At 53.7% G+C, this 22,452-nt stretch carries 17 protein-coding genes; 5 read left to right on the forward strand and 12 right to left on the reverse strand.

Annotated features, from left to right (window positions below):
- Positions 1–4 precede the first annotated feature (4 nt).
- Positions 5–1,084 carry a hypothetical protein gene (locus VN12_RS24460; RefSeq protein ID WP_146679518.1) on the reverse strand — a complete coding sequence of 360 codons (1,080 nt, stop codon included), beginning with the start codon at positions 1,082–1,084 and terminating at the stop codon, positions 5–7.
- A gap of 241 nt (positions 1,085–1,325) precedes the next feature.
- Here VN12_RS24460 and glgP point away from each other — a divergent pair, with 241 nt between their 5' ends.
- The gene (glgP, locus tag VN12_RS24465; RefSeq protein ID WP_146679519.1) at positions 1,326–3,527 is read left to right on the forward strand and encodes an alpha-glucan family phosphorylase; all 2,202 of its coding nucleotides are present in this window, start codon (positions 1,326–1,328) and stop codon (positions 3,525–3,527) included.
- 47 nt (positions 3,528–3,574) lie between these two features.
- Positions 3,575–5,623, forward strand: a complete 2,049-nt coding sequence (locus tag VN12_RS24470; protein WP_146679520.1) for an SHD1 domain-containing protein — start codon at positions 3,575–3,577, stop codon at positions 5,621–5,623.
- 10 nt (positions 5,624–5,633) lie between these two features.
- Here VN12_RS24470 and ispD read toward each other — a convergent pair whose 3' ends face one another.
- The 4 genes from ispD to VN12_RS24490 all read right to left on the reverse strand — a co-directional run bounded on the left by ispD (position 5,634) and on the right by VN12_RS24490 (position 8,671).
- Positions 5,634–6,344, reverse strand: a complete 711-nt coding sequence (gene ispD, locus VN12_RS24475) for a 2-C-methyl-D-erythritol 4-phosphate cytidylyltransferase (protein WP_146679521.1) — start codon at positions 6,342–6,344, stop codon at positions 5,634–5,636.
- A gap of 17 nt (positions 6,345–6,361) precedes the next feature.
- Positions 6,362–6,709: a P-II family nitrogen regulator gene (locus tag VN12_RS24480; protein ID WP_146679522.1), complete on the reverse strand. Its 348-nt coding sequence runs from the start codon at positions 6,707–6,709 to the stop codon at positions 6,362–6,364.
- A 148-nt stretch (positions 6,710–6,857) separates the two neighbouring features.
- The gene (locus tag VN12_RS24485; protein WP_146679523.1) at positions 6,858–7,682 is read right to left on the reverse strand and encodes a hypothetical protein; all 825 of its coding nucleotides are present in this window, start codon (positions 7,680–7,682) and stop codon (positions 6,858–6,860) included.
- Positions 7,683–7,687: 5 nt separating this feature from the next.
- Positions 7,688–8,671 (reverse strand): formylmethanofuran--tetrahydromethanopterin N-formyltransferase, encoded by a 984-nt coding sequence (locus VN12_RS24490; RefSeq protein ID WP_146679524.1) that lies wholly within the window; start codon positions 8,669–8,671, stop codon positions 7,688–7,690.
- Between the two features lie 316 nt (positions 8,672–8,987).
- On the opposite strand from VN12_RS24490, the gene sucC reads away from it, so the two are divergent.
- From sucC to VN12_RS24505, 3 genes are all read left to right on the forward strand, one after another.
- Positions 8,988–10,172 (forward strand): ADP-forming succinate--CoA ligase subunit beta, encoded by a 1,185-nt coding sequence (gene sucC / locus VN12_RS24495; RefSeq protein WP_146679525.1) that lies wholly within the window; start codon positions 8,988–8,990, stop codon positions 10,170–10,172.
- Between the two features lie 42 nt (positions 10,173–10,214).
- Positions 10,215–11,093 (forward strand): succinate--CoA ligase subunit alpha, encoded by an 879-nt coding sequence (sucD, locus tag VN12_RS24500; RefSeq protein ID WP_146679526.1) that lies wholly within the window; start codon positions 10,215–10,217, stop codon positions 11,091–11,093.
- Positions 11,094–11,249: 156 nt separating this feature from the next.
- Positions 11,250–12,284, forward strand: a complete 1,035-nt coding sequence (locus VN12_RS24505; protein ID WP_168164624.1) for a ThiF family adenylyltransferase — start codon at positions 11,250–11,252, stop codon at positions 12,282–12,284.
- A 100-nt stretch (positions 12,285–12,384) separates the two neighbouring features.
- Here the strand turns inward: VN12_RS24505 and VN12_RS24510 are convergent, their stop codons facing one another.
- From VN12_RS24510 to VN12_RS24540, 7 genes are all read right to left on the reverse strand, one after another.
- Positions 12,385–12,990 carry a hypothetical protein gene (locus VN12_RS24510; protein ID WP_146679528.1) on the reverse strand — a complete coding sequence of 202 codons (606 nt, stop codon included), beginning with the start codon at positions 12,988–12,990 and terminating at the stop codon, positions 12,385–12,387.
- Between the two features lie 54 nt (positions 12,991–13,044).
- Positions 13,045–17,196 (reverse strand): serine/threonine protein kinase, encoded by a 4,152-nt coding sequence (locus VN12_RS24515; protein WP_205855143.1) that lies wholly within the window; start codon positions 17,194–17,196, stop codon positions 13,045–13,047.
- A 120-nt stretch (positions 17,197–17,316) separates the two neighbouring features.
- Entirely contained in the window at positions 17,317–17,907 is a 591-nt protein-coding gene (locus tag VN12_RS24520; protein ID WP_146679529.1) for an ECF-type sigma factor, read from the reverse strand.
- 365 nt (positions 17,908–18,272) lie between these two features.
- Positions 18,273–18,677, reverse strand: coding sequence for a VOC family protein (locus VN12_RS24525; protein ID WP_146679530.1), 405 nt, complete (start codon positions 18,675–18,677; stop codon positions 18,273–18,275).
- 438 nt (positions 18,678–19,115) lie between these two features.
- Positions 19,116–20,219, reverse strand: coding sequence for a sialidase family protein (locus VN12_RS24530; protein ID WP_146679531.1), 1,104 nt, complete (start codon positions 20,217–20,219; stop codon positions 19,116–19,118).
- A gap of 62 nt (positions 20,220–20,281) precedes the next feature.
- The gene (locus tag VN12_RS24535; protein WP_146679532.1) at positions 20,282–20,947 is read right to left on the reverse strand and encodes a ribonuclease E inhibitor RraB; all 666 of its coding nucleotides are present in this window, start codon (positions 20,945–20,947) and stop codon (positions 20,282–20,284) included.
- A 128-nt stretch (positions 20,948–21,075) separates the two neighbouring features.
- Positions 21,076–22,449 (reverse strand): hypothetical protein, encoded by a 1,374-nt coding sequence (locus VN12_RS24540; protein WP_146679533.1) that lies wholly within the window; start codon positions 22,447–22,449, stop codon positions 21,076–21,078.
- Positions 22,450–22,452 lie beyond the last annotated feature (3 nt).

Here is a 22,452-nt window from a genome sequence, read left to right on the forward strand (position 1 = left end):
GAACTCAATTGGGTAGTGCTTGAAGCAACGTCGGTGCATCGACTTGTCCTACCGCCCCATCGGCTCCAGCTGCCCAGAGGCTTCCGTCTTTGGCGATTCCTAGCGTGTGGAATCCAAGCTCCGAAAAAGGAGCCCACGTTTCGCCATCTCGACTGATATCCGTTCCTGTGGGACCGGTGCAAATCCATCTCGATGATTCGGAATGGTAAACGACGCATGAGCGAAAGCCTCTCACACCCGTTCCTTTCGCTTCTCGCCAACTGGTCCCCAAATCATCCGAAATCCCCAACGTCCCTTGTCGGTCGAACAGTTGTTTGTAATCCCCCCCGACCGCAATCAATTTGTTGGCCGATCGGGAAAGAGAAAAGATGCCGCGACTGGGACTTCGCGATAGGGGTCGAACTTCGATTCGTTTCCATGAAGGTTTGGTTCCTGGAGGGAGCAAATCGCTCGAGGGTGCTTGAAGAACGCACGCGTTTCCTCCCTCGGTACCACCCAGTCCAACCCAGATCCAATCTTCCGATAGCAGCATGCTGGAATTGCTCGCAGCGAACCCCGCCTCTCCTTGTTGAAGTAGCGGGGTTGCTGCAGCAGGAAGCCGAGTCCACGTCTTGCCTCTATCGACGGTTACCAAGATCTCTAGTCGCCCGTCCACAGGGTCACCGAAAACGACGCCTTTTTCTGGGCCTAAGAATTTCATGCCATTGAAGAAGGAGGTTGGATTCGAGCTTCGATACACCTCGCGCCACGTCACTCCTCCATCGATGGTTCGGTAAAGACATGCCGGTTGACCTGCTGTCGCGACGATTGCGTTCTGGTCATCCCACGCGTGGATCGAACGAAATTCGGAATGCTCTAGTCCTTGAATGCGCCCCAAGACGACTTGTTCATCTCGCCGCGAGTAGCGAATCACAACACCTTCGCTTCCGCAGACCCAAACATTGTTTTTATCGAGCGGATAAATCCCGCGAAGAGAGGATCTCGGATGCAGCTGGAATGATGTCCACTCCCCGCCCCATGCTGTGAAACATGACAATCCGATTAGAGTCATGCACGCAAAAGCGATCATTCTCGAAGTCTTCATTTTGCCTATCTTGCCTGGGTTTGCTGTTTTGCAGCGTCGCTCGAGTGTTCTGTCTGTTTGGTGGGCCAGCGAGTCACCTTTAAGTTTATCGCGCAATCCGCTATAACCGAAAAGCCTCTCCCAGTTCGAATTTGCTAGCTTCCTCTAACAAATTCGCATTCCTCTCAAGCCGGTTGAGGCATCAAGCCGTTGTAGGGCTTAGGACTAGCCATTGCCCATGCTTCGAATCCATTGAAGAACCATGACACAAATTGATTACACTGTTGGCCAGGACTTTGCTTCTCCCTCGTTCGCAAACGAAATCGACGCGGAGGCTCTGTATGAGAAGTGTATGGCCTTGGCCAAAAACATGTGGTGGAGTTGGCAACCCGAGGTTTCCAACTTGTTCCGCGACATCGATCCAATTCGGTGGCGTCAATTGGATCACAATCCGATCGCATTGCTCCGCGAATTCACGGCGGAGAGGCTTGCTGTGCGTGCGAGTGAGATGGTGTTGCACAGCCGAGTCAATTACGCATTTCGACGGCTGCAGGAATACATGGAGAGCTCCAATACTTGGGCTCAGACCAACTCAGGTGTGCTGGGAAGCAAGCCTGTCGCATACTTTTCCGCCGAATTTGGACTGCATGAGTCGTTGCCTGTCTATTCCGGTGGCTTGGGTGTGCTCTCAGGGGATCATGTGAAAAGCGCGAGCGGGCTAGGTGTTCCGTTAATCGGAATCGGCCTTTATTACTCCCATGGTTATTTCAAACAGCATCTCACCGGAGATGGCTATCAACGAGAGGAATACTACGAAACCAAGGTGGAGGACCTTCCTCTAGAGGCAGCCACGTTGGCCGACGGAACTCCTCTAACCGTATCGATCGACACACGTAACGGCCGACTTCTCGCCAAGGTCTGGAAGGTAGCAGTGGGCCGTGTTCGTTTGTTCTTGCTCGATTGCAACGTCGAAGGCAATCGTCCGGAAGATCGCGAGCTCACCAGTCGACTCTATGGTGGCGACGAACGAACCCGGATTCGACAAGAGCTGGTTATCGGAGTGGGAGGTGTCAAAGCTCTGCGGGCTCTCGGCATCACCCCCGGCGTTTATCACCTCAATGAAGGGCATAGCGCCTTTGCCCCGCTCGAAGTTGTTCGTCAACGCATGGAAGACGATGGAATGACTTTCGAAGACGCGGTGCGAGAAATATCCGAGATGACTGTGTTCACGACACATACACCTGTCCCAGCAGGTCATGATCGCTTCGATGCGGGACTTATCGAAGAACACTTGGGCCCACTCCGAGACGCGCTGCGACTGAGCCCCGAGCGATTGATGGGTTTGGGTCGAGTCAACGTCGATGATCACAACGAATCCTTCTGCATGACCGTGATCGGGCTCAAAATGTCGCGTCAAGCGAACGCTGTCAGCCAGTTGCATGGTCACATTTCGCGACGCATGTGGCAATGCCTGTGGCCCCATCGAGAAGAACGCAACATTCCGATCGGTCATATCACCAACGGTGTTCACGTGGAAAGCTGGCTCGCTTGGCAGATGCAGCAGCTTTATGATCGACATTTCCCAGCCAACTGGAAATCCCAGATGGGCGAAGCGGATGTTTGGCAATACATTCATCAAGTCGATCCGGGGGAACTCTGGGAAACGCACAATGCTCTGAAGAATTTGCTCCTCTCCTTTGTGCGACGCCGCGTTTCCCGCCAGTGCCGCCGACGAGGTGAAAGCGATGATGTTGTGGAAGCAGCCCGCAGTGTCTTGAGCCCGAATATTTTGACCATCGGATTCGGTCGACGTTTTGCGACCTACAAGCGAGCGAATCTGCTGTTCAAGGATCTGGATCGCATCTCTCGATTGCTCGATAGCACCGATCGCCCACTGCAAGTCATCTTCGCAGGAAAAGCCCACCCCAAAGATGAACCGGGCAAGCGATTCATCCAAGAGATCGCCAATCTTCGACACGATTCTCGATTCGGAGGCCGCGTCGTCTTTATCGAAGACTATGACATCAATGTTTGTCGTCACTTGATCCAAGGGGTCGACGTGTGGCTCAACAATCCACGCCGTCCTCTCGAAGCATCCGGAACGAGTGGTCAAAAGACCGTTCTCAACGGCGGTCTCAACTGCAGCGTTCTCGATGGATGGTGGGCGGAGGCGTACAACGGCACCAACGGTTTTGCGATTGGGAAAGGTACCAGCCACTCCGATGACCGCATCACCGACAAACGGGATTCGGATTACCTCTATCAGACTCTCGAGGAGTCGGTCATCCCCACCTACTACAACCGAGATCGGGACGGGCTACCAAGGCAATGGATCAAGATGATGATGAGCAGCATCAGCACCTTGGCGTGGCGCTTTAGTTCTCACCGAATGGTGATGGACTATACCAGGCAGGCATACGTGCCCGCAGCCGGTGGATTGAGCTGTGAGATGAAAAAGGCGTAGTCCTCCCCAACAGGGCATTCTCAATCCCGTTACAATAGAATCGCGTAATGATCACACGCCCAAACGCAACGGCGCGTCTGGGCTTCATCGTCCTCGATCTGCGATATCTACCAATGCCCCTTCTCTCCTTTCGTCCGCTGAAATTCTATTCGGCTCCGCTCTCGACCGCATTGCTTTCGGTTGCCCTACTCGCACCGCAATGCATTGCCCAATCCAACGCTCCGCGTGAGTGGTCCGATGCCACGGGTGCTTACAAAATCCAAGCTAGTCTGATCGAAGTGAAGGATGGAATCGCCTTCCTCAAGACCAGTGATGGCAAGACTCTGAAGATCCCACTGGCTCGACTTAGCGAAGCCGATCAAGCCTTCCTTAAAGTTGGCAGCAATCCCTTCGAAGAAGTAGCGGGGGATGCGGGGAGGCCGATGTCCGGTTCGGGCTCTTCGGCAAACGCCAGCAGCTCGGCCAATCCAGGGGGTGCAGCGGGAAGCGCTAGCGCCCTGGCTGGCTGGTCAAGTGACCTCAAGATCGATTGGAGTTCTGTCGATGACCTCGATCTCAATAACGATGGCTCCTGGAATCTGACCTTGCCACCCCCTTCCGATTTCGGAGCGACTGCCAAGCGTGCCATGCTGAAAGAGAAGGAGAATTTTCACGAAGACTTGAGACGTCTTGATGTGAATCCGACTGTTATGAGAGGCGTCGCCGGTTTCACGGTGAGCTTTTCGGTACCCAAGCCCCTGAGTCGGTTGTCCTTGATCGACTTTGCGACGGGCAAAGCGATACATACTGCGGCAGTGGAAGCCGATATGGGCCCGCTCTGTTTGCTCAATGACGGTAGTACTGTGTTGATGCAGGGCTCCAGCGATGATCGAAAAGGATTTGAAACGCTAGATCAGTTGCAGTTGTGGAAAGTAACAGGCAAACAGGTCGCGCGTTCTTCGATTTGGGTCCCCTTTCCGGACGAGTCGGAAAGCTTCGGAAGAAAGGCGAACGCCAAGCTGTCCGATGCGATCCCTCTGGCCAATAACAAACTGCTATTGGTTGGCAGCAATGGGCACGTCGCGTGCATCGACGTGTTGACTCGCAAGCCTTACTGGCACGCGAACCTCACGTCGAATTTTGCCGTTGCTGCTTCGTTGGATCGCAGTCTCGTTGCCTTGGTTAAAGGCCACACGGTCTTGATCGTCGATCCCGATTTGGGACAAGTGAAGTGCCAACAATCCATGCCTGACAAACCCCACCTCGCTTGGACCCGAGCTTGCTGGAGTCCTAGCGGTAACAAGCTGATCGTCACCTTTACGAACTCTCTCCGGGTGCTTGATTTGACGACGGGTGAGTGGGCGCAACAATTGACACTTACTGGGACGCCCATCGCAACCAGCAGCTTGGGTTGCCCTCACGACGACTACGCTCTTTTGGACGGCCGATTGCTCCTACATATTCCGTCGCAAATCAAAGTCTGCGAGTATCGCGATGCCAAGAAGATTGAGGTGTTAGGAGGCATGTCCTTTATTGCCATGCAGAGCAAGGAAGCTGGGTTGGTCGTTCCAGCCAAGATCCCGCATCCGGCGGCGGAAAAGATCCTCGATCAAGCGGAGAAAGACCCCAGCGTGTTCTTGATTCACCCTGGAGTCGAGGTATCGATCGATGCATCCGGTGCGGGGCAATATGCACAGCAAGTCGCTGCGTCGCTCAAAAAGGCCGCCGAGGCATCCGGTTACAAAGTCGTTGATGGCGCTCCCGTGTCTCTCGTCGCGACGATCAGCGGTCCCAAGCAGGAGGCTGTCTCGTACATCGCTTCCGGTGCGTTTGTCGCCAACGTCTACCAATCAGGAATTCGTCTTAGGTGGCAAGGCAAGGACGTTTGGTCCACGGGTGGGTCCAACATCCCGGGAATCCTGCAAACAAAACGAGGGGAATCGATTCAACAAACGCTGGACGAGCTTGGACGAACGCCAAATCTACATGTCTTCGAGGCCGCTCGGTTCCCCAAACTCCTCCAGCGACCTTCTGCCGACTCGAAAGTCCCCGCGAGTGGCGGAGATGCGTTGATGGTCTCCAAGTTCACGATGCACGGCTTGGTGGACTCAAACTGATGTTGGAGCGTTAAAAGAATGGATTGTCTTTTGTTTTGGCTGGGACCTTGAGAAACGATTCAGCGATCTTGAGGTCCCCTTTCGTCGTGATCTTGATATTGGACTCGGGACCTTCGACGCAGTAAACCGAGTAGCCAGCCTCCTCGACTACCTGCGAATCGTCGGTGGGAGTTCCTTTCACGCGCGCATAGGACTTTTGGAGGATTTCCAAGCTGAAGACTTGTGGTGTTTGAGCTTGCCAAAGACCAGCCCTCTCCACCGTCTGTTCAATGCTGTCATCGGATTTGCATCGTTTGACCGTTCCGCGGATTGGGGCCGCGAGGATAGCCGCCTTCTTTCGGTCGGCGACGGCGAGCACGTCATCGATGGATGCTCGAGTTAAACAGGGTCTCGCTGCATCATGAATGGCAACGAGGGAAAGATTTGGTTTGACTCGCTGCAAAGCATTGCGAATGCTCTCGAAACGTTCGTTTCCTCCTAAAACCAGCTCCACACCCAGCATGGTTAAATTGCCTGCGAACTTCTCTTGGACGGTTTCCTTGTCCTCGGGAGCTATGGCCATAATGATTTGAGCCACGCGCGGATGATCTGCAAAAAGTTGTGCGCTATGCTGCCAGACCGGTTTGCCCGAACAAAGCGTGAACACTTTTTTCGAGAAGGGATCTCTAAACCGAGTACTCTTTCCCGCTGCTGCGAGAATCACTGCGACGTCACGAGCCATGAATGGGAGTCCTTCCTTTAGATTGCTTCCGAGCCTCGTTCGCCGGTTCGTATCCGCACACAATCGTCCATCGGCAGAACGAAGATCTTTCCATCGCCGATCTGACCTTTTTCTCCGGTTCGCGCACCCTTCATGATGGCCTCGATCGTGGGTTCGACGAACTCGTCGTTAACGGCGATCTGCAATTGAACTTTGCGTAGCAAGTTGATCGAGAGATCCTGGCCGCGGAATGCAGATTTTTGCCCCTTTTGCCGACCATACCCCAGACAGTCGAGCACCGTGAGACGAAATACCTCCACCTCAGTGAGCGCCTCTTTGACTTCTTCCAGCCGGTTCGGTTGAACGATCGCGATGATCAGCTTCACGTCATATTCCTATTTTGATTTGGCTCCGGCGAAGAAGAAACAGGAACGAACCGGCGTATCTGCCAGCGCCACTCCCCGACGGGCCCCCATCGTACCAAACCCGCCCTATCGAGGAAGATGAAGCGGGCGGAACATTCCGGGATCTTCTTCAAGCCGCCAGCCCTACAAAAAACAGCAGCACGAAAAAGGCAGACAAAACCATATTGCCGATGGCAAGCCACATCCCGATCAGAACCATGACCCGGTCCGATCTAGGTGATCGCCCTTCTGCAATCCGCTTTAGCTCATTGGTAGCTAATATCAACGTGATAATGGAACAAATGGGTGCACCCAAGATTGTCGGGCATAAAAACCATGAGATCAATCCGAGCGATAGGACCAGCAAACCTTGTCCGGATGAAGTCGTCGGTTTTTGATTGGCGGGCAGGGGTTGGGCTGCAAAGCTATCTCCGAACAGGTTCGGGGAACCCGCTTGGGAGCTGCCAGCGAGAGGATTGTTGAGTTTGGACAAGGCGGAATGTTGCATCCGCCAAACGGAGAAGTTGAGCCACAATTGCGATCCATTTGGGTTCACCTCGCAGGTGCTGTTCACACGACCTTGCTCGGCCCAGCTGAGGAGCGTCCGCGCATCGACAGGGCCATAGACATTTCCATCGGGGACCTTTACCCAAAATGTGGGTTCCATCTGCTCGATGGTTGAATCCGCGGAAAGAACGGGTGCGAATCCAGGGGACTCGATCGGTTGAAGCTCGATCATGTCGTCATCGGAAACGCTTGCCTTACTCTCCTTGCGCATGGAGTAGGGAAGTGGGGTAGAAGAGGCGAAAGTCGAGGGACTACCTGGCTCCGCAAGAGGGTGGTGTGGCACCGTGTACAGTGCATTGCACATGCCGCATCGCGCCTGCAAGCCAGCGTACGCGTCATCGACCTGAAGCGTGCTGCCGCAGCTTTCACAGGTGGAAATGATTGCCATTCCTATCAAGACCCTTCAGCTGGTTTTTTATCGGGATGAAGATAAATGAAGGACTTTCCGAGACGTCCACCATAATTTCCCGCGCTAATACTGTGGAGTCCGTCGACGGGGAGTGCTGCGGCGATTGCGGCATAGGTTGCAGCAGCCACCGACTCGAGCGACTCACCGTTGATGATGATCTCCATGATGGAGGTCACTCCCTCCGGGACGAGAGAGCGATCCCCCAATTTGTTTTTCAGGGTGGGGCAATATTCGGCGTATGTGCTGGCGATCAGGAATTTGTAGGAACTACCCGCCTTGCTGGCGCTCGCCGCCACGCCTCCAGGAAAAGTCGTGATCACACCAGGGTGCAGGTCCGCCGCTTCGGCAGCCTTTTCTGCCGCTTCGATGGCTGCCTCTTCGCTGAATCCCAGGAACCAGAGATTTCCTCCCATGATACCGTCGGCGTACCCAAACCGGCGGCTTAGAAAAAACTCTCCCCCGAGCGTTGGGATGGTCCATCCTTTCACTCCGAATTGAGTCGACCGTTCCTGATGGCCATCCCCGAAAAAGGCGATCTTTCTACCAAGTTTGAAATAAGGGTCCGTATCCAAGCCGTTGAAGCAGCGTGTCGTCGGGCAGGTCAATATGTTTTGGCTTACGCGAGCGAGCATCACTCGTTCGAGATGTTCAACCCGATCCTTTCGAAAGCGAGGGACATGGAATTGTAGGACCGCGCCGATTCGGCCGTCCGGGGTTTCCTGCCCAGGGCTTCGTCCATCCAAGATCTGTTCGATACCCGCTTCGCAATCGCAAAGGATAGTGCTGCTGGCGTGCCCCGTCGCCGCTTGGCAAGCAGCCATGAGCCATTTCATGTCGCGTGCGGTAATTAAGACGCGCGAGTACAAACTTCGAAACGCTTCCGCATAAGTATTCACAACCAGCTTGTCCCACAGCAGGTTGTCCACCCAAGGTTTAAAGCTCTCGTTATCCTTCGAAACTTCGGCCATTCCCACGCCTCACCTTCCCAAGTCAACCGACCCCATTCGAACCGACGTATTGGAGATCGATCATGCGTCCTAACAACGATCGAGCGGTTGCGAAACGGAATCGCACCACGCAATGGCTCGATTGTACAGTTATTTTGATGATTGACCCCGGGGGGGCAATCGAATCGACAATGGGCTAGAACGGTGAGTCGGAAAGAGCAAGATGTCGAAGCCACACCCCAAACCGGCTTGACAGACCCACACAATCGTAAATCATTTGCACTTCTCCATTTGCCGGTGCCATCACCTTTCTATCCGATTGCTGCACGAGCCAACCATGAAAATCCATGAATATCAGGCCAAAGAACTATTTCGAAAGGCCCAGGTTCCCGTCTTGGCCGGATTCGTGGCCAGAACCCCTGAGGAAGCAAAAGCGGCCTTCGACCAACTCGGCGGCCCGATAGCCGTCGTCAAGGCTCAGGTCCATGCGGGTGGTCGTGGCAAAGGTACCGTCATCGAAGTTCCTTCGCAGCGTGGCGTGCAATTGGTGAAGTCTGCCGACGAAGCTGCAACCGTCGCGAAGAATTTGATCGGAAACCGTCTCGTCACCGTTCAAACCGGCGAATCCGGAGCGGTCGTCAACCAAGTCTTCGTGGAGCAAGGTTGCAAAATCGCTCGTGAGTTGTACTTGGCCGCAGTCATCGATCGCGCTGAGAAGAAACCTCTCTTGATGGTCAGCAGCGAAGGGGGCGTTGAAATTGAAAAGGTAGCGGAGGAATCCCCAGAAAAGATTCTTCGCGAGTATTTCGATCCCGCTTACGGACTGGAGAGCTATCAAGTTCGCAAGCTTTGTAAGAAGCTGAATATCTCGGGTGAAGCTGCCAAGAGTGCCGAGTTCTTCATGAAGAAGCTTTGCAGGCTGTTTGTCGATCTCGATTGTTCGATGGCGGAGATCAACCCTCTTGTCATTACCGAAGACAACAAGATGATCGCCCTCGACGCGAAGATCACCTTCGATGACAACGCTCTCTTCCGCCATCCCGATCTCAAGGAGCTTCGCGATTTGGCAGAAGAAGAACCAGCAGAAATCCGAGCCGCCAACACCGGCTTGAGCTACGTCAAGTTGGATGGCAATATCGGCTGCCTCGTCAACGGTGCCGGCTTGGCCATGGCGACGATGGACATTATCAAGCACCACGGAGGGGCACCTGCTAACTTCTTGGACGTAGGGGGTGGAGCCAATACCCAGCAAGTCACCGAGGCATTCCGAATCATTCTCTCGGATCCCAATGTGAAAGCGATCCTCGTGAATATCTTCGGTGGAATCGCTCGCTGCACCACGATCGCCCAAGCGGTCATTGAAGCCTCCAAAGAGGTTGGATTCAACGTTCCACTCGTGGTTCGCTTGGAAGGTACCGAAGTGGAAGAAGGCAAGAAGATGCTCCGTGAAAGCGGACTTGCCATCATCTCCGCAGATGACTTGACCGACGCAGCGAAGAAAGTCGTTGCATCGATCGCCTAACGAATTCCACCGAACTACCTATCCATTCAAAAGCGAATAAACATGAGCATTCTCGTTAACAGCAAGACCCGGGTCATTTGCCAAGGCATCACCGGCAAGGCAGGTGCCTTCCACACCAAAGGTTGCAAAGAGTACGGCACCAAAATGGTCGGAGGGGTTACACCCGGCAAGTCAGGTGAGACCGTCGAGGGACTCCCTGTCTTCGACACCGTCGAAGAAGCGGTCAAACAGACGGGCGCCAACGCATCCATGATCTTTGTTCCCCCCGCTTTCACCGCCGATGCGATCCTCGAAGCCGTCGATGCTGGCATCGAAGTCATCTGTGCCATCACCGAAGGTGTACCCGTCGTCGACATGGTGCATGTGTACGACCGTGTGAAGGCGAGCAAGTCGGTATTGATCGGTCCCAATTGCCCCGGCGTGATCACACCAGGCGAGTGCAAGATCGGTATTATGCCTGGCTATATTCATAACGTAGGCAAGGTCGGCATCATGTCCCGCAGCGGAACTCTCACCTACGAAGCCGTTTGGCAAACATCGGGACTGGGATTGGGGCAATCCACTTGCGTCGGACTCGGTGGCGATCCGATCGTTGGGACCTCCTACATCGATATCTTCGAACGATTCCAAAACGACGATCAAACCGAAGTCATCTTGATGATCGGTGAAATCGGTGGCGATGCCGAGGAAAAGGCAGCGGAGTACGTCAAGAATCACGTCACCAAACCTGTGGCCGCATTTATCGCTGGCCGTACAGCACCTCCAGGTAAGCGAATGGGACACGCCGGCGCGATCATCACCGGCGGTAAAGGAACAGCTGCGGAGAAAGTCGCTGCCTTGGAAGCGGCTGGCATCGCCGTCGCCGAATCCCCCGCTGACATGGGGGCTGCGGTCTTGCGAGCCATTGCGAACAAGAAGTAGCACCTGGTAGAGCCCGATTCGAATCGAGTCCGTTCCGTCTATACTAGGATTGGTTCGGACTCGAGCCAACCAGCGAAACACAGCATGCGAGCGAAGGCCAGAATCCTTCGCTCGCGTCGTTTTAGGGACCCTTTCAAGTCCGTTGGAGCCACTGGGATGAGCGACCGATACCGAAGGCAGAAATCTTTCTCCCAAATCGGGGAATCGGGCCAGCAAAAACTGGCCGCGAGCAAGGTCGTGATCTGTGGCGTAGGAGCGTTGGGCTCGATGGTCGTCGAGCGACTTTGCCGAGCAGGTGTCGGCAATTTAACCCTGGTTGATCGCGATTGGGTCGAATGGGACAATCTGCCACGACAGACGCTCTACACGGAAGAAGACGCAGAGCTTGCAAATCCAAAAGCAAAGAGTTGCACCGAACATTTGCGTCGAATCAATTCCGAGTTGGCCATCGATTTTTATGTTACCGACCTGCACTCGGAAAACATCGAGCGATTGATTGGTCACCCTGATTTGATCATCGATGGAACGGATAACTTTGAAACCCGCTACCTGATCAATGACTATGCCTGCAAGCATCGCATTCCGTGGATTCACGGCGGGGTTGTCGGTGCCTCCGGGCAGACGCTTACGATCCTTCCCGGGCGAACGGCTTGTCTTCGATGCCTCTTGCCCGATCCACCTCCGGCGGAGCAGATGCAAACATGCGATTCGGCAGGGGTCCTTGGACCTGCAGTAGGGATCATTGCAAACTGGCAAGCGATGGAAGCATTGAAACTACTTGCTTCGGGGCCGTCCGCTATCGATGGCGATCTCCGAGTTTTCGATTGTTGGCAGGGGGAAGCAAGGCGTCTCCGCCTCCAACGATTCGAGGCATCTGATAACAACCCAGGATGCCCTGCCTGTGTGCAAGGTCAGTTCGAGTTCTTGCGTGGGGAACGTCAATCGCAGGCCAAAGTGCTTTGTGGTCGGAATACCGTGCAGATCGTCCAAGATCGAAGTGAACCGTTGGCATTGGAGGCAATAGCCAATCGCCTGTCGAGCGAATGCAGCGTGACCGCCAACGCCTACTTCCTGAAGTTCCAATTAGGAGGTTTGCAGTGGACCCTCTTTCGCGATGGTCGTGCTCTCTTAACGGGAACCGAAGATATCGAACTCGCTCGCAAACTCTTTTCCCGCTACATCGGTACCTAGGCGAAGTCTCGGGGCCAAACGACGATGCGTTGGACTCTCGGATAGCGTTTCAATAGTTCAACTCACCCATCGTAGTGGTGTCCATCATCGTTAGTAGCTTTTAGTTTTTGGGACGCAATGTTGCGGAACCGACAACATCTTCGCCGAGTTTGGTCGTTCCTTTGACCGTCAAAGCGATTTCGCCATTTTGAACGCGCCCCCGAGCGAACGATTTAGCGCGTCCAATAAGTGGCGTTTCGAGGGTTATCAACCCATCTCCATTGGTGGGAGCTGTGCCAGATACCGGTGATTCGACGATCTGGCCATCAGGCATCCCGATCACTAGTCCACCCGCGAATCGAGTTCCGTCACGTTCCGAAATGGATATCGCCCATTTGGACTTCGCGGTGCCCCTAGCGCTCTTTACAGCTACGTCTCCAACCCAAGTGACGCCGACTCGAAACGGATCCGATTGATCGTTGACTGGAGGTTTTGTCGATTCGGCCATTTTCGGTGCACCGCTGGTGCCGGTCCCCGCGGAGCCACTCGCGGTTCCTTTATCAAGCTCCGTGAATAACATGGAAATCGATTTCTCGAGCAATTGAACTTTCGCTTCGAGCTGTTCAATCCGTTGTTTCAAATCGCTGATAGATTCTTGAGCGATCGCGACACATGGAGCACATGCAACGAATATCAAAACAGCAACCGTCATTCTTGCAATTAACATGATCAACCTTGATTGAGGGGTGAGTAAAAACAGAAATTGAAACATTTTAACCCATTAATCTACTTTGCTGGTGGGCAGTTCTAGCCATCGTTCACCAGAAGGCCTGGAAAGATTCCACAACATGAAATCCCGAAGGCTTCGAAAATGCTTCCTCGCTGGACGTGTCTCCCCGGGACTATGAGACCATTCCTGACCGTCAATCATCGCGTGGGGGATTTTATCAGCTACCGATGGGGTCTCCGCTTCGTCGGGGAATGCTAATTGCTCGAGGCATGTTAACAACGCATCTCGGAGGTCACCCACACACTCGATTTTTAGGAGATGTTTGGACAATGCTCGATAATCATCCGCAAATGCGATGACCTCCAAATGCACTGGCTCCTGCGTCAGAAGTCTGTTTGCAGCCCTGACTGTAGTGGATTGGAATTCCTCCTTGGTTTGCTGAAGTTTGAAGGAAGTTAAATCGAATGCAAGGCGTGCAAACCGTGCCGAGTCGACACTTTGCAAAAGTTCAGAAAATGCTTTCAGATACTCACTCCTGTCCTTCTCGAACCAAACGAATCCGATCGCCGCTAGTTCGTGTACCGTGGTATCTGAAGGATTGTCCTCATTAGGCCAGTCTGTTGGATTCGATAAAAAGCGAGAAACGCGAGCCTTCCATAATGCGGCCAATTGAACGGAGTTAAACGACTTCAGAATTGTCTTGAATTCCTCGTCAGAAAGCCCAGTGTTCCAAAGGCCATGCTGCATCAATAAGGACGAAAGCTCGTGCTTTTGACGCTCATCGATGCCATCCCAAGAGTCGACCAGAAATCGAATCATGCAGTCGATTAGCATTGTCGCCTCGGATTTGGTCGAATCGTCGAGGGATAATTGCTCTCGTAATTTTGAAAGTGCCTTCTGAACCAGGAGCATGCGTTTGTTGTCTGGCCAATTGCGGCTTAAGGAAACCATCGCTTTTCCGATCGCGTTCGCCCGTGTAGAGGCATCGATCTCGTCTTCCCGCTGACGATTCAGAAATTCCCAAATCGCTTCGACGAAAGCATGCTGATCCACTTCGGAAAGCTCTTGCAAGAGTGCTGACTCCAAGGGAGTATCTTGCAATAAATCGACCTTCCAATTGGAGCCATCCAATTCCCTCAACGCGGCGGCGGCCGTGTTCCGCCTGCTTTCGGGTGAAAGGATGTTGAGCATCTTCAGGGCGAGGGCGCCTTCCGCCTCAGAGTAGTAGGAGCTTCGTACATAGTCCGCGATGAGCAATAAAAATTTGGTATCGAAATCGACCTCGGCGCCCAGTTTCGACAGACGTACCAAGTGATCTACGAGAATCTCAGGGGCATCGAATTGCCCAAGTGCTAGCTGCGATTCGAGATCGGTTTGAATCAGCGATGATACTTCGGTGAGAACCTTCGGATCGAGCTGATCCGCTACGTCGACGATGGAGTTCCAGCACGCATTGCGAACGTAGTTCACATTCACCTTTGGAAGGTGTTCCAGCATGCGGTCGACAACCAATCGATGCTCCGCGAATCCAGGGGCGCTGGCTACTCCAGCGATCGCTAGCAGGGAGTTGGCAACGGTTCCATATCGACGATCGATAGAAAGTTGGTCGGATAGCTTTTGGAAGGAACGCGAAGCATCTTCCGATGAAAGCTTCGGCCCCACTTGATTCAACGCGACTCCGATGACGGCATCGCCTCGCGAAGTATTTGTGTAGGAGTAGAGGACTCCAATGTCTTTTGCGAGGAGATCGTATATGGCTACCGCTTGGGCCGGCGAAAGCTTCGCTGATACTTTGTAAAGCGAATCGGAATTTTGATAGAGGAAGTCACTACCCTTGCGAGCGAACATCTCAGGCAGGTATTGCATCGCAACCTCTACACCGAGAAGAAAGACTTCATTGTTCGACTCGGCCAAACTATTCCAAAAATCCGGAACGTCCATCAGGGGAGCACCAGTCACTTTGGCATTGGATCCCTTTGCCATTCGATCCACCTCGCAATAAGCTCGCACTCTCTGTAATGGATCCGTTGGATAAGCGGATGAAATGGTCTTCACACGCAGGCTAAAAGGATTCGAAGAGTATGACTGTTCACCGCTGACGGCGGCAAAGGAATAGATACTCGGCACATTGATCGTGGCATCCGTGGAGTTCAGCCAAACATCCCGCAAATCTGGATGGTCGAGCCGATGGATTACTTTCTCTGCGAATATTGGATCGTTGCTTGCCAGTTTCTCGAGATCGGCACATGCGAACGACAACGCATCGGGACCGTGTTGGCCTGTAAGACAAGCGAAGAGAAAATCCACGAGAGCATCGGGATTGTCCCGAAGGTTAACCCAGACAAGCGACTCCCAAACACCCTCTTTTCTTTCTTGAGGAGCTTCGCGCACATACCTCGCAAACTCGTCGATACTCAGCACGCCAATTTCGTCCAACTCGTTGAGGCAGCTAAGGGCGGCGTATCGCACCCGGTGATCAAGACTATCGTCCCGGAACAATGTCAGCGCGTTCTCTGCCGCTTTTTGATGACTTGACGCATCTAGTCCCACGCAGGCTTGGAGGATCCATGCCATTTGGGTTGGAAGTCGATCGGCGACTTGGGGCATTCGAATCGCCCGATCGAGAATCTTGAGTTTGAGTTCGGACGATTCGAGTGTTGCAATGTCTGCAATCGTGGTTCGCGCAACACTCCCTTCCTCGAGGTCTCCGACCCCCAGCGGTCGCATCATTCCTACTATCAACGCGTTTTCCGCTTCTTCTTTTGCCCTTTTGGCGTTGTCCGCCAAGGTAAGGGCCCGGCTCGCCTCTCGGTTGGCCCGAAGCATTTGCCAGCTGGTTCCTGCTAAGCCGGCCAGCAACGCAAGCAACACCGCGGACAACGCGACCAACCCCTTCCGATTGCGATGTGCAACCTTTCTCAATCGATACATCAGTGTGGGAGGATGCGCGAGAACTTGCTCACCCTCCAAGTATCGGAGAATATCCGCTGCAAATCCTTGCGCTGAGTCGTATCGATTCGAACGTTCTTTTTCTAGGGCCTTGAGAACAATCCAATCGAGCTCGCTGCGCAATAGCCGTGTAAGCCGTTGAGGCTCGGAGCTTCGGTTGGCCGAAAGCGTTGCAACGAGATGCGAGCTGCTTAACTTCGCACTTGGCCTCTGGGGTTCTACTTCGCGAACGACTCTCAGAATCTCCAAAACGCCAGCCTTTTCCAGTTCCATCTGGGAAAAGGGAGGTGCTCCCGCTAAGAGCTCATAAAGCAAGACGCCGAGTGAGTAAACATCGCTGCGTGTGTCGATGTCAAGGTTGTTCAACGTCGCTTGTTCGGGACTCATGTATTGAGGGGTGCCCACAATTCCACCGAAGAGTGTGTAAACCGATTGGTCTGTCAGGCCACCCCCCGTCGCTTTCGCAATACCGAAATCGATGACCTTTGGCACAGGAACATCATCAAAGAGAGCGACCAGAACGTTGGAGGGTTTGATGTCGCGATGGATGATCCCTTTTTGGTGGGCATGCTGTATCGCGTTGCATACGGGGATGAAAAGCTCGAGACGTTTTTCTGGCGATAGCTTCATCCGGTCGCAAAAATCGGTGATCGGTGTTCCCTTCACCAATTCCATCACGAAGAAAGGTTGACCGTCAGGCATCAAACCTCCGTCTAAGACCTTTGCGATATTGGGATGGTCCATCATCGCCAGGGCTTGGCGTTCTGCCTCAAAGCGGGCCAACACGGATTTGGAATCCATCCCGGCTTTGATGAGTTTGATCGCGACAGATCGTTTGACTGGCTCGGATTGCCTCGCCATCCAGACTTCCCCCATCCCTCCTTCGCCAATCCTCTCAACCAATCGATAACGGCCTCCTACGGACAAATCTGGCTTGAGAACCCGCATGTCGTAGGTGGTCAAACCTGGATCGCCCCCGGAACTCCTGCCCTGCCCGACCAGTGCACTGGAAACGTCTGCGGAAAGTTCGAATGCGTCATGACACTTCTCCTCTCGACTTTCATCAATCGCGTGAAGGGAGACGGGATCGAGCAGGCTGTCTGGTTCTCGGCTGGCGATCAAGAGCGCTTCTAAAGGAACGCGGAGTTCGGGCTCGTTCTTCGTGAGTTGCACTAGCAAATCTGGCCACTCATCCTTGGGGCGTGACGCGATCTCCGCAAAGAGGATTTGAAGTTTGTTTACGCCCGAATTCATGATGACTCTCTGAGACCGAAACGACGATGCCGTAACCATACGTGCGTCGTTGGCCCGAAATCTGTCGAAAGATTTTGCAAAAAAGGCGAAGACACTGATCGGCAGTCTGATAAAGCGGGATTAGATGGAGGCCAATGCACCTTGATCGTCAGACTTTTCCATCGCGACCTTCAACCAAGCCCTCGCAAACTGCCACTTCTGTTTGGCCTGATAGACGGTGATAGCCATGATTTCGGCGATACTTTCGTATCCTAAACCGCCGTAGATTCGAAGCTCGACCAGTTTCGCCAGCTGGGGATCTTCATCCTGGAGCTTCGTCAGCGCTTCATCCAGGAGTAGCAGTCTAGAGTTATGCTCCCAATCTTCGTTGCGAGCCGCGAAGTCGGAGAGGTCGACTTGCACCATGTTGCCCCCTCTTCGCAACGTTCTTTTTCTCCGAGCATGATCGATCAGGATGCGACGCATCGACGCCGCTGCGGCTGCAAAGAAATAGGAACGGGACTTCCAGTGACCTTGGTCCGGCCCTCCGACCAGCTTCACAAAGGCCTCATGTACCAATGCCGTGGGCTGCAAGGTATGTTCGGCCCGTTCAGAACGCATGTATCCGGTCGCCATACGATGCAACTCTTGATAAACCAACGGGAGCAAATTCTCAATAGGAATCTCCTCACCTGATGCCAGTCGGGAAAAGAGAGTAACGGAAAGAGTCATGCAGGAACAGGACCTTTTGATTCGCGGGGCATGGAGACATGGACGCCACCGAAGCCCCGGACAGACGATGCCGGAATCTTGGGTGGATCACAACCCGCCCGATAATACCATAACCCTTCTCGTTCTGCACTTAAACCAAAGATGGGCGACTCATTATCACCTGTCGGGTATTGCAGATGTCGAGCACAGCCGGAGCTTTGCTATCCCGCCAAGAAGACTTTGTCGATTTCTAGCACCGCGGGTCTTAGTGGTTTCCAGAAAGATCGATTCAAGGGCACGGCATTCCGATGCGGTCGTCAGAAACATCTCCCGCGACATGCGGCTTCGTTGCGGGCGGTCACCCATGATCTGAAAAATAACATGCCCTATTTCGGCAATGCATCTGGATTCATCCAAAACATCTCCCAGACATGGCCGTCCAAATCCGCCAAGTTTCGGTTGTACATAAAACCTAGATCCTGCTTTGGATTGATGTCGGCAGTGCCCCCGTTCTGGGTAGCAACGAGATTCATTTCATCGACGGCCTCGCGCGTTTCGCAGGAGAGGGCAAGCATGACCTCGCTCGAGGTCGCGGGCGGAATCGGGCGGCTTGTAAATGTCTTCCACTTGTCGTGGGTTAGTAGCATCACAAATATCGAATCACTCCATACCATGCACGCGGCAGTTTCATCCGTGAATTGCATGTTAATCGCAAATCCAAGCGCTTCGTAAAAAGCAATCGAAGCGGTCAGATTGGAAACAGGTAGGTTTATGAAGATCGTCTTGCTCATTTAGTCTTCCCATGGATTGGTCGTTCGAGATTTGTTCGTGAAACAGTCGTACAACAGTACGTAAAATCGACATCGCGTTCAGATTTTCGATAGTTTCGTCTCTCGGCCGGTCCACCGCCCCCAATCTACTCTTCTGGGAGCACTCAGTCCTTTGGTCCGCCGGACAACAAGCGCGCGGCGGGGTGAGTCAACACGGGTACCCAAACGATCGACGGTTGGAGTCTGTCCAGGACTACGGAGTTACGCATTCCATTTTAGTCCCTATGCCATAGCAGATGCCCAGCTGTGGTGTTCGCCTAGATCCTAGACTCCTTCACCGAAGCGGAGCGCCAATGCAGTAGCTACCACTACGAAGAGGGGCGTCGCATCACGGGAGAAACCCTTGGCAATAGCCCAGCCGTTCAAGGATGGGGATGCGCTGCAGCTGTAACCAAAAAACTATTTGATTCTTTGCCCAACAATCGCGATCCCTTGGTCGGACCGCGTTTCCCAGAATAAATAGACTTTAGGGCTGGTTCCAGTAGCTCCAATGACCACAGGATAACTGGCGTTCTCGCTGACCCGTTCTTCTTCGGTGCTGCCTGGTTTCATCAGAACAAGGTCTCCTTCCCGTTTGCTAGTCCAAACGGAGTAGAAGCCATCGTCGCTGCTCGCGATCCATGGCTGCTCACCTTGTCCTAGCAAGGACTCTGTGTTGGGCTTCGCCGGTGCAAATAGGACACTGCGGTCGCGACGCCAAACGGTTGCGAGGTTTCGATCCTTATCGAGGGCCAACATGCCTCCATCCATCGGGCAAGCGTTAAGCTGCCACGGGACCTGTCCCAACCGGACAGCCTTGCCAAAGGATTCGCCTTGATCATGCGAAGAGACCAAATACATATCGCGATTCCCCTTGAGCGAATTGCGAAAGAGTATGTGAATCGCGTTGTCGCTCACAGCGATAGAAGGGTGACAACATTCGCAGATGCTTCGATCGGGCGATTGATAGACCAACTTGTTCTTGCTCCAAGTCTCGCCATGATCCTCCGACTTGGAAGCGAATAATTGTGTTCCCTTCTCTCGAAGATCCAGCCAAACGCACCACAATGTACCGCTATCCGAAGCGGCCATCGCGTGCAGCCCCTCCCGTGCAGACGCTTCGACGTCATTCGCTTTGACCGGTCCTACCCAACTCTTCCCATTGTCTAGAGAGCGATAGGCGAGGAGATCACCATCTCGACCCTTCCCCACAGCGCCGCCGATTGCGGTGATCGTAATCGCGCGTCCCGTATGGGCGATGCGGGGGCCACGTCGCATACCGAGTGACATGTTTGGGATAAAAAATGCCTTTTTCGCGACAGGTTTTGTTTGCTCATCCATTACGCAGTGATAGACATGCTCCCCGACGCCAAAAGCAACGTGAACGGACTCGTCCGATGCGATGCAGGCCTGCGGTTGCTTTGGCGCATTGGCATCTTTTCCGAGCATGATCGTTATTGGCTCAGCTCCCAACGACGTTGTCGAGATCGCGAGGGAAAGTGTAACGAGCAAGCATTTGATCATGATAAAATCGTGAAAGGTGAGGAGCGATGGCTGGGTGAAGAAGCCATGCTCGAAGCAATGTTTTACTCCGAGCTGGAATCGGTGAGCGTTCGTAGCAAGATTGGCTTTATACCTTTTTTTTGTCGTACTCCCCAACCATCTGCGACACCATTGTGTTGCTTGGCGATCTTCGCAAGCCTTCCCTCCATCGTGTTGATGTTATCCAATGTCGGTACAAGGTCCGCTTGAACGTAAACGTCGTATCCACCCATCGCGTCATTGGGTTCAATCGAAACTGCTTGGAAGGACTGTTGTCTGGCCTCGCTCGCCATCTTCTGCGCATCTGCTTTCGAATGAAAGTGATGGCAAAAATCGACTGGAACAATTGAATTCCTATTCATTCCAGCGTTGGCCATTCGTTCCAGCGCGTCTCGGTTCGCATGGCTTCGATCCATTCCTGCGTCCTGCGATTTTGTCACGGCAAATCCTGCTCGCTCTATGGCCCAGCGAAGCACCAAGAATAGGACTGTAGTGACAGCGACCATCGTCGCGAAAAAGACCATACCGGCAACTAGGTTCACTCCATTGCGTCGGACCATGGCAAAGGAGGCGAGAAAAGCTGCCCCACCGCCGGCTCCCAGCGAAGCCAAGCTTACGCACCAGCCGGTCATGGTAAAGCGGCTGAAATCGATATCAAGCTCGTTGATCGTCGATCCGATTCTTTCTGCGATGTCTGGTTTGGTGCTCATGTGCGGCCGTTTGGTTTTGGTGTTATGACGGACGAAAGCTACTGACCTGCATGCAGAAGCAGTGTATCAAACCTTTTGAGTGACTTGGATCGCAGCCACTCAGGACGACTTGTACTGCGCCGTCTTGGCTAGGGGGCGGGGGAAACGAGACTGTTTGAACACGTAATGACCTGGGACGTGCTCCGTGCATCCGGGAACCAGCAAAGAATGTAGGAATTGCGACCGTCGGTCAGCGGGATTTGAACCGGTTTGCTGCTTCCGACAGGTCTTCCTCGCATCAGCGGCGTCAGCTCAACAAAGGCAGTCCCTTTGGGGGCCTCGACTCGAAGGACTTGGATCGCATTGGGCAATAGACCCCAGCATCGAGTATCGGCACCCTCGGTGGCTTCCCAAGCAATCCCAGCTAGGTCCATCCCGACGGACGTGAGTCCTTCGGTGTTCATCGATTGCTTGGCCGCAGCGACGGTCGCTTTCTTGATCACACGTCTTGCGACGGCCCTGGCGACGATGGTGTTGCGCGTCGCCTTGTACGACTCCAGGGCTAATTCCTCCACATCCGCAATGCAATGCGTTTCACCGATCTTAGCGCCATTGACGCTTACCCCCACGGAAGAGACATCGGAAGTAGGGATCGCGATGTCGGGGATTTTGATCGGCGCGATCGTCGGAGGGACTTTGTAAGGGCCCGCGGCAGATACGATACGATCTGCGATGAGCAATGCGTCGCTCGTAGGCTGCTCGCTCACCTCGACTTTGTAAGGACCTCTTCCAACCATCGCAAAAACGTAAATCACTCCATGCCCCGGCCGAGAGTGAACGCCGCCTCTAGCCCGATTTAAATCCCATTGGAGGGGCAGGCAATCGGGCATCAAGCCGGACGCGATTTCGTAGTTTCGAACCGCATCGTCATAGTCCCGGAGTGTCGCTTCGCGAAGCATGCCGCGAAGATAGAAGCCCATGGGGAGGGGGCGATAGGGCAGCGGCTTCGACGGGTCGATCTCCCCGATTCGAATAGCGATTTCCTCGTGCTTCTGCTGCAGTTGCAGCGTGTAGCTCTCGGCGTCCGTCCCATCGTGCAAAAGATTGCTCAGGGCAAGAAATGCACGAATAAGGATCTTCTCATAATCTTCTCCCCCGTACGATCGAACTTGATCGTCCGTCCACATCGAGACAGTCTTCTCGGTTATGGATTCCGACTCAAGTTCTTCGAATCGATCTCTCGCGATCTTCAATCGCTTTTCGGCCTCTCGCGGCCTTCCGCTCAGCAAATCGACGACCGCCAGATCCAGGTTTACGACATCCTTGTCGTGACGGCTCTTCTCGAGTTTGGCGAGCGAAGTGCGGCACTCCTCGAGTCGACCGTCATAGAAAAGGGTTCTGGGGGTAGCGAGCCTCTTGGCGTGAGTGGAGCAACCAGGTGTTAGGTAGACAAGCAACAAGAGCGACCAACAAATCGATCTTCGAAAGCTTCGTTGTCTTGGCACTGGCTGCCGTCGCTTCATGCC

The sequence above is a fragment of the Pirellula sp. SH-Sr6A genome (genome assembly GCF_001610875.1).
In the GTDB taxonomy this organism is placed as follows: domain Bacteria; phylum Planctomycetota; class Planctomycetia; order Pirellulales; family Pirellulaceae; genus JBKCUI01.